Origin of the sequence: Pricia mediterranea (assembly GCF_032248455.1) — a bacterium.
Classification (GTDB): domain Bacteria; phylum Bacteroidota; class Bacteroidia; order Flavobacteriales; family Flavobacteriaceae; genus Pricia; species Pricia mediterranea.
The window spans coordinates 3,326,055-3,342,332 of the sequence record NZ_JAVTTP010000001.1; the positions used below are offsets into that span (position 1 = coordinate 3,326,055).

General features: G+C 48.4%; 15 protein-coding genes. 8 read left to right on the forward strand and 7 right to left on the reverse strand.

The genetic code is table 11. The features are described 5' to 3' along the window. Positions 1 to 34: 34 nt before the first annotated feature. The 3 genes from RQM65_RS13670 to RQM65_RS13680 all read left to right on the forward strand — a co-directional run bounded on the left by RQM65_RS13670 (position 35) and on the right by RQM65_RS13680 (position 4,455). Positions 35 to 2,107 (forward strand): choice-of-anchor L domain-containing protein, encoded by a 2,073-nt coding sequence (locus RQM65_RS13670; RefSeq protein ID WP_314015846.1) that lies wholly within the window; start codon positions 35 to 37, stop codon positions 2,105 to 2,107. Positions 2,108 to 2,269: 162 nt separating this feature from the next. After that, positions 2,270 to 3,682 carry an alpha/beta hydrolase gene (locus RQM65_RS13675; RefSeq protein WP_314015848.1) on the forward strand — a complete coding sequence of 471 codons (1,413 nt, stop codon included), beginning with the start codon at positions 2,270 to 2,272 and terminating at the stop codon, positions 3,680 to 3,682. Positions 3,683 to 3,798: 116 nt separating this feature from the next. After that, positions 3,799 to 4,455 carry a DUF1684 domain-containing protein gene (locus RQM65_RS13680; protein WP_314015850.1) on the forward strand — a complete coding sequence of 219 codons (657 nt, stop codon included), beginning with the start codon at positions 3,799 to 3,801 and terminating at the stop codon, positions 4,453 to 4,455. 66 nt (positions 4,456 to 4,521) lie between these two features. Here RQM65_RS13680 and RQM65_RS13685 read toward each other — a convergent pair whose 3' ends face one another. The 6 genes from RQM65_RS13685 to RQM65_RS13710 form a co-directional block, all read right to left on the reverse strand. After that, entirely contained in the window at positions 4,522 to 5,574 is a 1,053-nt protein-coding gene (locus RQM65_RS13685; protein ID WP_314015852.1) for an outer membrane beta-barrel protein, read from the reverse strand. Positions 5,575 to 5,691: 117 nt separating this feature from the next. Beyond that, positions 5,692 to 6,924, reverse strand: coding sequence for an ammonium transporter (locus RQM65_RS13690; protein ID WP_314015854.1), 1,233 nt, complete (start codon positions 6,922 to 6,924; stop codon positions 5,692 to 5,694). A gap of 76 nt (positions 6,925 to 7,000) precedes the next feature. Further along, positions 7,001 to 7,339, reverse strand: a complete 339-nt coding sequence (locus tag RQM65_RS13695; RefSeq protein WP_314015855.1) for a P-II family nitrogen regulator — start codon at positions 7,337 to 7,339, stop codon at positions 7,001 to 7,003. A gap of 351 nt (positions 7,340 to 7,690) precedes the next feature. Beyond that, complete coding sequence (crcB, locus tag RQM65_RS13700) at positions 7,691 to 8,062, reverse strand: fluoride efflux transporter CrcB (RefSeq protein WP_314015856.1); 372 nt, start codon at positions 8,060 to 8,062, stop codon at positions 7,691 to 7,693. 396 nt (positions 8,063 to 8,458) lie between these two features. Continuing rightward, positions 8,459 to 8,647 (reverse strand): hypothetical protein, encoded by a 189-nt coding sequence (locus RQM65_RS13705; protein WP_314015858.1) that lies wholly within the window; start codon positions 8,645 to 8,647, stop codon positions 8,459 to 8,461. A 33-nt stretch (positions 8,648 to 8,680) separates the two neighbouring features. Next, complete coding sequence (locus tag RQM65_RS13710) at positions 8,681 to 9,745, reverse strand: branched-chain amino acid aminotransferase (RefSeq protein ID WP_314015860.1); 1,065 nt, start codon at positions 9,743 to 9,745, stop codon at positions 8,681 to 8,683. A gap of 106 nt (positions 9,746 to 9,851) precedes the next feature. Here RQM65_RS13710 and RQM65_RS13715 point away from each other — a divergent pair, with 106 nt between their 5' ends. From RQM65_RS13715 to RQM65_RS13725, 3 genes are all read left to right on the forward strand, one after another. Beyond that, positions 9,852 to 10,382, forward strand: coding sequence for a DUF4920 domain-containing protein (locus tag RQM65_RS13715; protein ID WP_314015862.1), 531 nt, complete (start codon positions 9,852 to 9,854; stop codon positions 10,380 to 10,382). A 43-nt stretch (positions 10,383 to 10,425) separates the two neighbouring features. After that, a complete protein-coding gene (mnmC2, locus tag RQM65_RS13720; RefSeq protein ID WP_314015864.1) occupies positions 10,426 to 11,088 on the forward strand; it encodes a tRNA (5-methylaminomethyl-2-thiouridine)(34)-methyltransferase MnmC2 in 663 nt (220 codons plus the stop codon). Positions 11,089 to 11,367: 279 nt separating this feature from the next. Beyond that, positions 11,368 to 12,348, forward strand: a complete 981-nt coding sequence (locus tag RQM65_RS13725; protein WP_314015866.1) for a TIGR01777 family oxidoreductase — start codon at positions 11,368 to 11,370, stop codon at positions 12,346 to 12,348. An 81-nt stretch (positions 12,349 to 12,429) separates the two neighbouring features. Here the strand turns inward: RQM65_RS13725 and RQM65_RS13730 are convergent, their stop codons facing one another. Beyond that, a complete protein-coding gene (locus tag RQM65_RS13730) occupies positions 12,430 to 13,893 on the reverse strand; it encodes a Gfo/Idh/MocA family protein (RefSeq protein WP_314015867.1) in 1,464 nt (487 codons plus the stop codon). 409 nt (positions 13,894 to 14,302) lie between these two features. Here RQM65_RS13730 and RQM65_RS13735 point away from each other — a divergent pair, with 409 nt between their 5' ends. Together RQM65_RS13735 and dnaJ are read left to right on the forward strand one after the other, a co-directional pair. Then, positions 14,303 to 14,911, forward strand: a complete 609-nt coding sequence (locus tag RQM65_RS13735) for a nucleotide exchange factor GrpE (RefSeq protein WP_314015868.1) — start codon at positions 14,303 to 14,305, stop codon at positions 14,909 to 14,911. Positions 14,912 to 15,013: 102 nt separating this feature from the next. Further along, entirely contained in the window at positions 15,014 to 16,135 is a 1,122-nt protein-coding gene (gene dnaJ / locus RQM65_RS13740) for a molecular chaperone DnaJ (RefSeq protein ID WP_314015869.1), read from the forward strand. Positions 16,136 to 16,278: the final 143 nt, after the last annotated feature.

A 16,278-nucleotide genomic window follows, 5' to 3' on the forward strand; every position in this document is an offset into this window, starting at 1 on the left:
TCGGGAATGGAACCTCCCGCGTCGTGAACGCGCTATGAAAATCGGAATTCTAGTTACCACAATATTCACAGTGGGCAGCCACGCCCTTTTCGGCCAGATCCTTGTCGACGACACCAATTATACCGTAGCGCAATTGGTAAGCGATGTACTGATCAACAGTAACTGTGCGGAAACCTCGAACTACACCAGCTTCACGGGAACGCAGCAAAATATCAACGGCATCGGCTATTTTAATGCCAACAACACGGATTTCCCATTTGAGGAAGGGATTGTATTGTCCACCGGGCGCGCCCGAGACGCCAGGGGTCCCAATACCGACATCAATGATTCCGGGACCGAATCATGGCCGGGCGACGAAGACTTGATGACGATTACCAAAACAGGCAACCTGTTCAATGCGACCTTTATCCAGTTCGATTTTGTACCCCTGACCAACAATATCAGCTTTAATTTTTTGTTTGCCTCGGAAGAATACCAGGAAAACTACCAGTGTATCTATTCCGATGTTTTTGCCTTTATTTTGACCGATGCCCAGGGTGTTTCGACCAATCTGGCCCTGGTGCCCGGTACGGACCAGCCGGTCCGGGCTACGACCATCCGTCCCGGGGTTGCGGAGCAGTGTGCGGCCCGGAACCTGGATTTTTTCGGACAGATAAACGGAGATATGGATGCCATCTCCTTTGAGGGGCAGACCGAGAGCCTGAAAGCGGAGTCACGGGTAACGCCCGGGGAAACTTATACCATAAAGCTCGTGATATCCGACAATCAGGATCCGCAGGTCGATTCCGCCGTATTTTTGGAAGCTGGCAGTTTTTCCGTAGGATTCGATTTGGGAGAAGACCGGACGGTCGACAACGGCAATCCCGCATGTATCGACGAACCTATTCCCTTGGATGCTACCATAGAGGGCGTGCAGCGGTACCGCTGGTATAAAGACGGCAGCGAGATCGCGGCCTGGACCGATACCCCTAAGGTCGCTCTTACGGAAAGCGGAACCTATCGGGTGGATCTAATTTTTTCGGCTTCCTGTGTTTCCTCCGGGGGCCTGCAGGTAGATTTTATCGCACCTCCCGAAATAGGGGAACGGCCGGCAGATCTGACCGGATGCGATATCGACGGCGATGGCTCGGAAATCTTTGATCTGTCCGCCAACGGAGCAATTATGATGGGGGCCCAAGATCCGGCCATCTATGCGGTTACTTATTTCAAATCGGATGCCGATGCCCGGGCCTATGCCCATCCCATTGAAAATCCGGATACCTACGAAACAAGACAAAGTGAAACCATTTACGCCCGGCTTTCGTCGGGAAACAGTTGTTACGAAATTACCGCCTTTGTCCTGAACCTTCAAGCGCTGGATTTCGAAGCGTCGCTTCCGACCTCCCACGTACTGTGTTTGGACAACAACGACGGACTATTGGGATTACCACCCGTGTTGGACACGGGCCTGTCCCCCTCGGAATACAACTTTACTTGGTATGCCAATGAGATTTCCGAAGACAATAGGATAGCCGGTGCCACAGGTCCCTCGCTTAGCGTTTCCAGCTTGGGCACCTATCACGTGCGGTTGCAGAACTTGGAAGTCGGTTGCCAGTTTTTCCTCACCACCGAAGTGCTGCCCTCGCGACAGCCTGACATCTTCGAGGTCAGGTCGGTATCCGATACGTTCGCGAACAACAATACCGTGGAAATTACGGCCGAGGGAGAGGGCACCTATTTGTATGCCGTTGACGACAGCGAATTCGCTGCCTCGAACCGTTTTGAAAACCTCGGTGCCGAGGAGCATACCGCCTATATTACGGACAGCGAGAATTGCAGCGTACTTTCCAAGAAATTTACCATCGTAGATTTCCCCAGATTCTTTACCCCCAACGGCGACGGCATCAACGACGTATGGCGCATTGTGGGATTTCCTGAGATAGAACAGGCCGAAATCACGATTTTCGACCAATACGGTACGATGCTATACCAGTTTAACGATAGATCGGGTTGGGACGGTACCGCCCACGATCGAAACATGCCCGCCAATGATTATTGGTTTAAGATCACCTATGTCAAAGACAATGTCCACAAAGAATTCAAGAGCCACTTTACGTTAAAGCGATAATCGAAGCCCTACTACAATCGTGTTCCGGGTGGGCCGGACCTGTCCTTGAACAGCGACGAAGTGGTAATTAAACCTTCACCCTTTCATGACGGGTCGACTTGGTTTTGTATCTTATCTTTGTATTTTGTTCTGTTGGCTAGGTTTTTGATGACAATAAAGGCTATGAAACAACTCTTTACCATGATTGCGCTGGGCATAATGTGCTACGCTCCGGCCCAACAGATATCCCTAAGAAAGGGTACGGTTGTAGATTCCCTTCCCGTTTCCGTAAGCGATACGATTTCAGAGACCTTTTCGTTGTACCTTCCCAAAAAATTCGAGGTATCCTCCGTCTGGCCCGTTCTCTTTGTCTTCGATATGCAAGGCCGGGGGCAGCAAGCCCTGAAAATGGCGGCCTCAGCCGCGGAAGAGCAGGGCTACATCTTGGCGGCCTCCGATCACTTGCGCGATACGCTGCCGATTTCCGATAATATTTTGATTGCGAACCGAATGATCAATGCGGTGGTCGGCTTTCTTCCCATCCATAAAGACCGGATCTATGTCGGTGGCTTTGCAGGAGGCGGCCGTTTCTCAACGCTTGTGCCATCCTTTATCAAAGGGGTTCAGGGTGTTTTGGTCAGCGGTGCGACGGTAGCGAACACGGACCTGCTGGCGTCAAAAAATCCCTTTCACCTGATCGGTATCGTCGGCAATGCGGATTACAATTATCCCGAAATGATGGAGATGGAAGAACTGCTGAACCGCATGAAATTTCCGAATCAATTGCTACTGTTCGAAGGGGGACATCAATGGCCCGAAACCGAAGTGCTGTCCAATGCCTTGGAAATCTTCACTTTATCCGCCATGGCCAAGGGGCGCATCCCCAGAGACGAGGCCTTTATCAGGGCCAAATATGATGAAGACCTGACCCAGGCCAATATATGGTTCACCGCCAACAAGCCCTTATTGGCCAATAACCGGCTTGACGAAATGCTGGAAATCTACGCTCCATTTTATGATACCGATGCGATTAGAGACAGTCAAAAGACCTTAAAAAAAAGCAAGATTTTTAAGACCCGCAACCGCCATCAGAACGATTTATTGTTCCAGGAGCGTCTGATTAAAGAAGACTATGTGTACTATCTCGAGGAAGACATCCTGACCTATAACTATAACAACCTTGGATGGTGGAAGTACCAAATGGAAGAATTGGAGAAATTCAATTCAAGCAAGGACGAATTGCGGCAATTAACGGGAAAGCGTTTGGAGGGATATATCAACGCCCTGGTCGCCGATAATATTGACATCGTAAAAGCGGGGGATCCGGTGGATGAAGAGGCCCTAAATTTTCTGTGGATGTTGAACACCGTAATCGATCCCAGGGATTATGGGAGCTATCTTAAGATCATTTCGTACAACGCCAAGGTCAACGACAATGGTACGGCCCTTTTTTATTTGGAAGAACTTCTTAAAAACGGATATGCCGACAAGGACGAACTCTACGCGCTGGAAGATACCGCCCTGTTGCGGCTGACCCCAGAATTTAATGATATCGTGGGGAAGTATTTGAAGGAAGCACGCTATGATTGGGATTAGGGCCAACTTGTTCATATCTTTCCAAGTTAAATCGTGGCTGCCCCGCACGGGTGTCGTCGGTCACCTCCGAATAAATCTATCAAAGTTGGGAGGTACCGCATAAACAAAAATTAAAAATGATGAAGTCAGTTATAGGGATGCTTGTGATAACGACCTTGTTATTCACCGCCTGCAAAGAGAATAAAAAGTATCACGATACGGCCAAGCAAGAAGCTCCGACCGCTTCGAGCGATGCCGTGGCCGACATCCTCGAATTCCAAAAAGAACTCAACGATGAGTTCAAGGATCCCGAGACCTCGCCCTTGCCCGACCGCTACCGAATGGATTTCGAAACCTTGGATTTTTTTGCGCCCGATACCACCTATGTGGTGCTCGCCAAATTGGTGCGCACCCCGGAAGCCCTGCCCTTTATGATGCCGACCACCACCGGCAGAAAATCGGAGGAAGCCGTTTTTGGCATCGCCCATTTCACCCTCAACGGCGAAAAGCGACAATTGGAAATCTACCAGAACCAAGAACTGATGGAGCAGGAAGAATACCGCGACTATCTCTTTTTGCCGTTTACCGATAAGACCAACGGAGAGGAAACCTATAGCGGCGGACGCTATATCGATCTGGAGATTCCCGATGGCGACAGTATCCAAATCGATTTTAATACAGCCTACAACCCCTATTGCGCCTATAATCCCAAGTATTCCTGCCCTATCGTACCCGATGTTAACGCATTGGATACCGAGGTGCGGGCCGGCGTTCGAGCCTTTGATCCAAAATAAAAACGACTCTTCCGGTATAAAACAGCAAAAAGATCCGCTTCGAAGATCCCGGCACACCGCTGCATATTAGAAGGAGTAAATTGCAGCTAGCAAAATACTCGACAAGCTTTTAGAAGGGTCTGCCCCATGGTCTAAAAAAGGGGTGTCGTTATGCCAGGAATCCAACCTTATTTCCGGTTTCACTATAAAATTATCGATGGTATAGCTTCCGGTCAAGGTTGCTGCGAAGACGCTGGGATCATCGCTATCGCCATTGACATGGGTCGAGAAATACTCTCCCCTAAGCCCGATCGCGAAGTGTTCTGAGGCGGTAAACTGCGGATAAAGTGCAGCTCCCGTAAAGCTGTCGCCATCATTATTTTCGTAGGCTGCATTGAGTCCCAAATACAGGCGGTCAGAGAGGTCGAACCCCCCGGTATAATCGAGCTCGAACCCCAAGCCTTCACCACCGTCATAGTAAAAATTCAGGAATTGGTCTGAATAGCCTACCTGTGCCCCGACGGAATACGCTCCGCCCAAATTAGTATCCGTGTCGGTTACGTTCATTATGGCGATCATCAGGCTTAGATCGCTTGAAAAGGCAAAGTCGGCTTTAAGGCCGACGTGCGAAAACGGACCGTTGGAGAATAAGTACGAGGTACTGTAATTGAAATTCCCTTCGGGTGCGATTACTTCATAGCCCAAATAGGTGTTGAAACGGCCAAGGGTCAGCCGGGTATTTTCCGATACATTGACGAAAACATACAGTTGGTTGAGATTGTTGCCCGCCACCGCGTCATCTCCACGCGGACCAAATACGACGTCGGCGACGGCACCCACACGTTGGTTCTCATAAGTAAACAATAGATTTGCCATACCAAGGGCAAATCCCGTCTGATCGGCGAAAGAAGTGGCAGGTGCGGGAACGGGACTCACGACATTCCCTTCCACATCGGTCTCGGATCTGTCCGTAGTACTTAGATTCGTTCTGTAATAAGCATCCACGGATCCACTAAATGAAAATTTTGGTTTCGTTTCGTTGTCCTCTGTACTTTGGGCAAAAAGTGGGGCGGTCGAAAAAAGGATTAATCCCAATAAAAAGAGATTTTTTACGTAATTTGTACGTGTAATTACTTTCATAGATTTTGATTTTAATTGTCCACCGATCGGTGGACGGTTGTTTTCTACGTGATCGAAATTCGAAAGTGTTATAGAGCGGGGCGTTCTGCAAAACGTCCCGCTTGCTATTTGTTAGGGTTATTCATTTATAAAGTCGGGATAGGCATCCATGCCGTGCTCGTGTATATCGAGTCCCTCTACCTCCTCTTCCGCAGGCACCCTCAAGCCTATTGTGACCTTTAATCCACCTAGGATAAGGAAGGATGATACGAGGCAGAAACCACCAATGATGAGTATGCCGTTCAATTGTGCCAAAAATTGGGAACCACCTGCTAAAGAACCGAGAATGCCCACGGCCAAGGTGCCCCAGATACCACAAATGAGATGTACGGTAACAGCCCCAACTGGATCGTCTAGTTTTATCCTATCGATGAAAGAGACACCTAGTACGATAATTAGGCCGGCCAAAAACCCGATGACGATGGCTTCGTTGGGCGACATCAGATCAGCTCCGGCGGTAATGCCTACCAAGCCTCCCAAGATACCATTGAGGAACATGGTCAGGTCGAGATTTCTATACATAAGAAAATTCAAAAGTACAGCTCCGATTCCTCCAGCGGCCGCGGCCAGGCTTGTGTTGACCAAGACCAAGGAAGTCAATTCGGGATCCGCGGAGAGTACCGACCCGCCGTTGAACCCGAACCAGCCCAGCCATAATATCAGTACGCCGGCGGTCGCCATAGGGATGCTATGACCGGGAATAGCATTTGGCTTGCCGTTTTTCCCGAATTTCCCGATACGCGAACCGGTCAGAAAGATGGCCACCAAGGCGGCCCAGCCACCGACGGAGTGAACGACTGTCGAGCCCGCAAAGTCATAGAATCCCCATGAATCCAAGAAGCCCCCGCCCCATTTCCAAGCTCCTACGATAGGGTAGACCAGGCCGATGTAGAAAATCACGAAAATCATAAAGGCGCTAATTTTTATCCGTTCCGCTACGGCGCCCGAGACAATCGTCGCAGCCGTAGCGGCGAACATTCCTTGAAATAGAAAGTCCGTCCACCAGGTATACCCACCATCGGCGTATTGGGGCGTCATCCCATTTTCAGGGGCTGATATCCCAAAGCCGCCAAAGTCTAAAATACCTGCCGAACCCTCTTCGAAACCCGGGTACATGAGATTAAATCCCCATGCATAGTATAAAAGTAATCCTGAGGTAATAATGAATATGTTCTTAAACAAAATGTTGATTGTATTTTTTTGTCGGGTCAGCCCGATTTCCAAAAAGGCGAATCCGGTATGCATGAAAAACACCAAAGCGGTGGCTATCATCATCCAAATATTGTTTGCTGTAAATAATCCTGTATCCATTTTCTAAAATTTAGTAGGTTGGTGTTTGTGTTAAATGAACTTCGTTTGAACTGGCTATTAGGTTCTCAGCGGAATTTTAGTTGATCCCTGATCGACCGGTTTCCTTGGTGCGTATTCTGTACGCCTCAAGCACTTCGGACACGAATATTTTGCCGTCGCCTACATTGCCGGTATAGGCAACTTCCAAAATGGTATCGACGGTTCTTTGTAGGAAGTCGTCAGATACTACTATAGATAGATAACGTCTTTGAATGTCACTCGTACTATAAGAAATACCTCTGTAAACATGCCCTTGTTTTTCGTTGCCCACTCCGGTTACATCCCAGTAACTGAAGAAGTTTACCTCTATTCGATGCAGCGCCTTTTTAACCTCATCAAACTTGGATTTCCTAATAATTGCCTCGACTTTTTTCATATTTTTAGATTATGTTAACAAGACCAAATGTAAAAGAAAAACTTTTTAATCCCTGTGATTCAGGGGGTTTCGAGGTCATTTTTATGCATGGAGTAAATTTGCCCCTATGATTTTAGGGGTATAGTTTTTTTGGCAGACCGTAATTATCATATTAATTATTCCATTTTTTGGAAATTGAGGAAATTGAGGAAATTGAGGAAATTGAGGATTCTGAGGAATTTGAGGAATTTGAGAATTGGCGGAAGCTGCAAGTTTAGAGGAGGGATGTGTGGCAAAGGGGAGTGAGGCGAACCCAGTTTGCTTATAAATAATATTTTGAATATTGAGCCGCGGTCGTACGGTACGTTTATTTCAGAACAATTTCGCCAGCCAAAGTCCGCCTGCCACAGCCGCGATGCCGACCACGATACTGGCGATTAAGTAGAATGAAAAGTGGAAAAGCTCGCCCGCTGTTAGCAGAGCGTGTTTTTCGAACGCGAAAGTGGAAAATGTGGTGAAGCCCCCGCAGAACCCGGCGGCCAGAAGCAAGGTTTGATTCTCGGAGAGATACTGGCCTTTGACGGAGAATCCCAATATGAGGCCGATGAGCAGTGAACCTAGAACATTCACTATAAAAGTGCCGAGGAAAAAATGGCTGAAATAGGTGTTGAAATGTCTTGCGATGAGGTGCCGCAACACACTACCTATTCCGCCACCGAGAAAAACGAGCAACCATTGTTTCATGGTTGCAAATTATAAAATAAAAACGGTACATTATCGATGTGGTCCGGATGGTTACACGGTCGCGGTCGTTCTCCGGCAGAGTAGCAGCGGATTTTAAATTAGTCTCTTAAACCGCTTTCTTAAATTTAGAAGAAGGGTTCCGCAACGGATAGACCTTGGAGGATCCCGATTGAGAGACCTTTCCGTCTATTTTTTTGCGGTTGTTTGAAATGCCCGAAAGACTGAATACCATAATGATGGCATTGGCTCCAATTAAGATAAGAAGTATGGTAAAAAAACTCAACATGTGTTTGCCCCTTTATAATGTAACGCAAAACTACGCCATTTGGTATGATATACGGAAAAAACTTTCATTTTGACGTCATAGAATGTAATTTTTTCCTCGAGCGATTTTCTTTAATATTTGAGCATGTACCTCAAAATGAAAAGAACAAGAACAAAAGCTATGAAGACGACGGCGACCCATCTTGCGCCTTTGTAGTTTTTAGCATGCAATTTTTTATCCTTTTTATAGGTAAAAATGATAAGGATGATAAATGCGATCGCAAAAAGTACGGCAAAAACAATTTGTCCGGTGCTGAACATACCAACTGGGGTTTTAAGGAAGAAGCATTGCTTTTAAATCCCGTACCGCCATCCGAAGGGATCTTCGGCACGGTTATACTGGATATCGACAATACGTTTTTTGAGACGGGAGGCATACGAATTTTCAAGCTCGGGCAAGTCGTAATCCTTTCCGCGATAACCAAAAGTGGCAATGGGTGATATTACCGCCGCCGTCCCGGCACCGAACATTTCTTTTAAGCTACCGTCTTGAGCCGCTTCGACTACCTCGCCGACGGTTATTTTACGTACTTCGGTCTTGATATTTTCGCGCTCTGAAATTTGTAGGATACTCTTGCGGGTGATACCGTCCAAAATCCGGTCACTGGTGGGGGCGGTGACCAAGGTATCGCCAAGACGTACAAAAATGTTCATCGCTCCGGCTTCTTCGATGAATTCATGCTTATGGTCGTCGGTCCAAATAACCTGGTGGTATCCTTTTTTTGCGGCCAGTTGGGTGGGGTAGAACTGCCCCGCATAATTTCCTCCTGCCTTCGCAAAACCGGTACCTCCGTCCGCCGAGCGTGAATATTTCTCTTCGATCAGCACCTTGACCTTTCCGGAAAAATAGGCGCCTGAGGGGGCGAGGCAAATCAAGAATTTGTACGCGTCGGCAGGCGAGGCGTGAAAACCCTTTCCCGAGGCAAACATAAACGGCCTGATGTAGAGGGCGCTTCCATCGGTACTGGGAATCCAGGCTTTCTCGAGCCCGATCAGGGTCTCGAGTCCCTCCATAAAATACGCTTGTGGAATTTCGGGCATGGCCATCCGCTCGGCGGAAATATTGAACCGCCTGTGGTTATCGTGTGGTCGGAAGAGCCAGACTTGTTCGTCGGCATCCTTATACGCCTTCATTCCCTCGAAAATGGATTGTCCATAGTGGAAGATCTTAGCCGACGGATCTAAACTGATCGGACCATAGGGCATAATCTTGGGAGTTTCCCAGTTTCCGTTCTTATAGTCGCAGACCAGCATATGATCGGAAAATATACTGCCGAAGCTCAGATCGTCGAAATCGACCTGATCGATTTTGGAATGCTTGGTTTTTTCGATATTGATCTGTTGCGCTAGCGTCTCCATACGTTTTTGTTTTAAAGGATTAAAATTACGCATTCTAAGCAATCCGCTCTTCTTTTTTCGTTCGAAAATGCCGATTTTTGTAGCAGAGCGGAAAGTTTTATAGGATATGAATAAAATTAACATTTCAATTCTCTTTTTGATATTGGTTTTCGCCTGCAAGGACGGTCAGACTCCCGCGGAAGCTGTAAAGCAAACCACGTTAGAGGTCTCCGAGCGTCCTAAGACCGGGGTCGACTACCTCGCCTTTGGAGAACCTTTCGATGACGAGGCGGTTATTTCCCACACGGCGTTATCGGAAAAATACGCCGGGATGGCCGTTGCTGACACTGTTCGAACCAAGTTCAGGGCCACCGTAACCGATGTCTGTAAGGCCAAAGGGTGCTGGATGAGGCTGCAATTAGGAGAAGGTCGGGAAGCGATGGTCAGGTTCAAGGACTACGGCTTTTTCGTGCCCAAGGATATCGAAGGCCGGGAAGTTGTTGTAAACGGACAGGCTTTTGTAACGCAGATGAGCGTTGAAGATCAAAAGCACTATGCAAGGGACGGCGGGCTGTCCGAGGCCGAAATCGCCAAAATCACCGGCCCTAAAAAGACCTTCGGATTTGAGGCGGACGGAGTCTTATTGGCGAAAGAATAACGCTATACTCTCATAACCCCATAAACTAATAAACTACGTAGTAGTGCACCGCAAAATCATCACCACCGGCGACGGCTCGACGACCATTCAGATCGAAGATTGGAACGAGCAATACCACTCCAAACACGGGGCGGTACGCGAAGCCTACCACGTTTTTATAGAGAACGGACTATTCCAACTTCCCGACGCTAAGATTGCCGTCCTTGAAATTGGGTTCGGTACCGGCCTGAATGCCTTAATTACTTTTTTGGAGGCCCGAAAGCGTGGTATCGAGGTACATTACACCGGGGTGGAGGCCTATCCCATTGCCGATCACGAGCTAGATCAGTTGAACTATGTATCCGAATTGGACGCTGGGGCCTATGCTTCGGATTTTTTAAGGATGCACCGCGCCCCGTGGGAGGAGGATGTCTATATCTCAAAGGATTTTATCCTACAAAAACAACAAAAGGATTTTTCCCGCATCGAGGAAAGCGACCGTTATGACCTGGTCTATTTTGATGCCTTCGGTGCCCGGGTACAGCCTGAGCTCTGGACGGAAGCCATCTTCTCAAAAATGTACAACGCCCTAAAAAAGAGCGGAGTGCTGACGACCTATGCCGCCAAAGGAAGCGTGCGCCGTGCCATGCAAGCCGTGGGGTTTTCGGTCGATCGGTTGCCGGGCCCCCCAGGAAAACGCGAAATGCTCCGGGCGAAAAAGGACTGATTCCATCGTGAAAGAGCGTACTGACTTCAGTCCGATAATCCTCATTGCACGACCATTTTTACCTCCCATGCAAGAGGGTCGGGTGCCCAGGAAACAATCTCGGAGTCCCGAACCATGAGGTGGGGAGTGCAGTCCAACAGGTAGGGACTTACGTAGAAAGTAGGAATTGTAGGTAAAATAGTTGTGATTTTCACCCACGTTTAACACAAGCTTAATCAATACTGTTAAACATGAATTAAATGCCAATTGCATGGGGTTCAGAAGACCTATCTTTGAACTATGAGAATCTTGATTACAGGCGCAACCGGACTGATCGGCAGTGAAATCGTAAGGCACTGCCAAGATCGGAATATCGCCATCAATTATTTGACTACCAGCAAAGATAAGATCGTTACCAAATCGGACTATCACGGCTTCTATTGGAATCCCGATACGGGGGTCATCGATGAGAAATGCTTCGAAGGGGTGACTGCAATTATCAACTTGGCAGGAGCCAGCATTTCGAAAAGATGGACGACCCGTCGCAAAAAAATAATATTGTCAAGCAGGGTCAATACCCTTCGCACGTTACATAGGGCCCTTAAAAAGCAGAAGACCTTAAATCCAAGAATCTATAAGAGCATCACTTCTTTTGTATCGGCCTCGGCCATCGGGATATATCCCAATTCCCTTTCCAATTATTATACGGAGGAGGAGAAAGATATAGATAATAGTTTTTTGGGAGAGGTCGTAGAGGTTTGGGAAAAAGAGGCCGATGCTTTTAAGGACTTTGATTTCAGTGTGGCCAAGGTCAGGGTCGGATTGGTGATGTCATCCGAAGGCGGCGCTTTGCCGCAAATGGCGAAACCGGTCAAAAATTACGTGGGCGCCGCTTTCGGCAGTGGAGAACAATGGCAATCGTGGGTACACATTGGTGACCTAGCCCGTATATTCCTCTTTACGGTGGAGAATCATCTCTCTGGCGTGTTCAATGGGGTGGCCCCGAATCCCGTTACCAACCAGCGTTTGGTCAAAGAAATTGCCAAGGCGGTCGACAAACCCCTTATCCTTCCGAATATCCCAAAATTTGCGATGAAGACCCTCTTGGGTGAGATGGCCTATTTGCTCTTTGCCAGTCAAAGAGTCAGTTCCAAAAAAATAGAGGAAGAAGGTTTCCTCTTCGACTATCCGAATGTGTGCGTTGCCTTGGAGCAGATATATGGGTCGGGCGAGCGTGAAAATGCTTCGGAGATAAGCTACAACAAGGAATTTAGCTCCTAATCAAGCTACGATTAACTGGGCCGGGCACCCGATACTGATTCTCGAGGATGACCTACCGAACATAAAGAAATCCGATGCGTCCTAGCCGAGCGACCAACCATCACTATAGTCGCGTTTTACAAAGGCATTGGCTTCTTCCAGGTTCGTGACCCGCATGTTCTCGGCATCCCAGAGCATCTCTATGTTTCTGCCGGGATACTCGAAGTAGGTCTTGCCCTCGTCGTTCACAGCTTCCTTTCGGATATCGACCCCGCGAATGGCCAGATTGGCGATCAATAAGGTCTCGGTAAGCGGACCTGAAATTTCGAAGGGGGCGCTTAGTTCCTTTTCGCCATACCCGGCAATGGCGGCCTCTACCCATTGGGCGTAGTGGCCGGAGGATCCTCCGGGAACCCTTTCGAACTCCTGAGGTACGTTGACTTCGTCGGTCTTGGAGGTTGGCAACAATCGCGGGTTCTCGCCATAGGTACTGCACATCATTTTTCCCTTTGAACCGATCATCAGCACCCCGTTTCCACCATCGCCGAATACCTCATTGGGCCCCAGTTCTTCCGGACGGGTGGGCTGAATGCCCCCATCCATCCAATGCAGCACCACGTCTTCATCGGTTTTTTCGGTCTTGGGGAAGGTCATCGTCACGTGGCTCGAAGGCGGACAGCTTTCGGGGAAATAACCGCGTTGGAATTCATCGACATAAACGCTACCGACACTACACTGCACATCTTTCGGATACTTTAGGTCGAGCACCCGGTACGGCGCTTCTACCAAATGACAGCCCATGTCCCCGAGCGCACCGGTTCCATAGTCCCACCATCCCCGCCAATTAAAGGGTACGAGTCCGCTTACGAATTCCTTGTGCGGGGCGGTACCCAACCAGAGGTCCCAATCCAGTTCCTTGGGCACGGGTGCCGTGGTGTCCGGCCACGGAATTCCTTGGGGCCATACCGGTCGGTTGGTCCAACAATACACCGTATGTACCTTGCCTATAATATCTGCATTGTACCATTCCCGCAAGGTGCGTACCCCATCGGAAGAGGCACCCTGATTGCCCATTTGACTGACAACTTTGTATTTTTTAGCGGCCTCGGTCAATTTTCGGGCTTCGTAGATGTCGTGGGTCAAAGGTTTTTGCACATACACGTGTTTCCCCAGTTCCATCGCGGCCAGGGCGGCAACCGCGTGGGTGTGATCGGGTGTGGATACGGAGACGGCATCGAAGTTGTTGGCCTCCTTATCCAACAGCTCACGCCAGTCTTTATAATATTTAGCCTTGGGAAATCGGGCGATGGAATCCGCCGCCCTACGGTCATCGACATCGCACAGAAAGGCGATATCCGCTTTTCCCGAATCGGCAAAACTACCGATATCACTTTTTCCCTTGCCGCCGACCCCTATTCCGGCGACGACCAGTTTATCGCTCGGGGCAACGAAGCCCGGACCGCCCAGTACGTGGCGGGGCACTATACTAATTCCGGCAGTGGCTATGGCCGTATCCCTAATGAATTTTCTTCGGGAACTAGGTGTTGAATTATTGGCTTTTTTCATGGTGGTACTTACTTTTTGGGATAAAACCGGTCCCTCTTTAGGAGAATATTGCCGATACGTCGAACGCAGGGGAAGAATGGCTATCCATTATTTTCAAATAAATCTCCCAATAAAGGTATCTACTAATTCCCGGAAATACAATTTTAAGGTGGTTTTATCAGTCAAGTTTGGCCTATATGCCACTAGTCGTAAACTAAAATTCATTCCTAAAACTGTAGCGGAAGCTATGGAAACACCCTTCGTCTTGCTTTTGCTCAATCCCTTGCTATTCAATAGGATGAATCGATTATTGATAGCGTAGTGTATTTAAAAAATCGGTCGGTCAAAACTTTCTATGACATTTTGACATTTTCGTTGAATTGGCAGTACTTTTGCCACCCTAAATCCGAGAATTAAAAATGATGCAGAAATGAGTGATAAAGATATAACGGAAGAAACCGAAAGACAGCCGGAAGAAGGGTTTTTGGATGCCGATATGGATAAAGAAAACGAAATAGATGTCGAAGCTCTCGAAGGGGAAGGGGAGGCACGGCAGGAAGAAGCAGCTGGGTCGGCAGGAGAAGAATTGACCGAAGAAGAGCGCTTGCGAGAGGATCTGGCCAAGGAAAAGGACAAGTTCATGCGTCTGTTTGCGGAATTTGAAAATTATAAACGGCGTACCTCGAAAGAGCGAATGGATATGTTCAAGACAGCAGGTCAGGAAATCATGCTTTCCCTCTTGCCAGTTCTTGACGATTTCGACCGCGCCTTAAAGGAGTTGGCCAAATCGGAAGACAAGGAAATGTTCGAAGGGGTTGAGCTGATTCGGGTAAAACTGCGGGAAACGCTCAGGTCAAAAGGACTCGAGGAAGTGAAAGTGGAACAGGGTGATTCGTTTGACGCCGAGGTACACGATGCTATTACACAGATACCGGCTCCCAACAAGAAACTCAAAGGAAGGATTGTAGATGTAGTCCAGCGTGGCTTTAAATTGGGCGATCGTATCATCCGGCATCCAAAAGTGGTGGTGGGAAAATAAACGCTTTTTCAACCTACCAATTTACTGTGGCCGGTTTGGGAAGATCAGAATCTTTTGAAGCACGGCGGCAGAGAAACGAACGGCAGCAACGAAACCATAAGAATGAAGGAAGATTATTACGAGATACTCGGCATTACCAAAAACGCCACCGCGGCGGAGATAAAAAAGGCCTATCGCAAAATGGCCTTAAAGCATCACCCGGATAAAAACCCCGGTGATACCAAGGCCGAAGAACTATTTAAAAAGTCGGCGGAGGCCTACGAAGTATTGAGCAACCCCGATAAGAAGGCGCGCTACGATCAATTCGGACATGCCGCGTTCGAGGGCGGCGGATTTGGTGGCGGAGGTATGAACATGGACGATATTTTCAGCCAGTTCGGAGACATTTTTGGAAGTGCTTTCGGCGGTGGCGGAGGTAGTTTCAGTGGTTTCGGAGGCTTCGGTGGAGGACAGCGAAGGGTCAAAGGGAGCAACTTGAGGATACGTGTAAAGCTTTCTTTGAAAGAAATTGCCCAGGGCGTCGAGAAAAAAGTCAAGGTCCGAAGAAAAATGCAGGCCGAAGGGGTGACCTACACCACGTGTAGTACCTGCAACGGCCGCGGACAGGTGACCAAGGTGACGAATACGATTTTAGGAAGAATGCAGACGGCCACCGCTTGTAGTACCTGCGGTGGAAGCGGACAGGTCATCGATAAGAAACCTGCGGGCGCCGATGCCCAGGGCCTGGAGATTTCCGAGGAAACCGTGTCCATCAAAATACCCGCAGGCGTTGAGGAAGGCATGCAGCTGAAAGTGCCCGGAAAGGGTAACGATGCCCCTGGTAACGGGGTGCCCGGTGACCTTTTGGTAGCCATAGAAGCCGAGCCGCACCCTACCTTGAAACGAGAGGGCGATAACCTGCACTATGACCTGTATGTCAGTATTTCAGATGCCGTGCTGGGCACCTCGAAAGAAATCGATGCAGTTGACGGTAAGGTGCGCATTAAGCTCGAACCTGGCATTCAATCCGGTAAAATCCTGCGATTGCGCGGCAAGGGTATCTCCAGTATCAACGGATATGGCACCGGTGACCTGTTGGTGCACGTCAATGTATGGACCCCAAAAGAGCTGAACAAAGAGCAAAAAGATTTTTTTGAAAACATGAAAGGGAACGAGAACTTCGAACCCAAACCGGAGAAATCGGATAAATCGTTTTTTGAAAAAGTCAAGGATATGTTCTCTTGAATCAAGAAGTTGAACTCATCTTGGGTTGGTGTCTGTAGGTAGAAGAGGAATCCAAGACGAGTTCGTTAGGTAGAATTTTTAATTAAACTTTTATTTCTAAATAAAAACCGTATATTTGAAATAGATATTGGGAAACCAATATT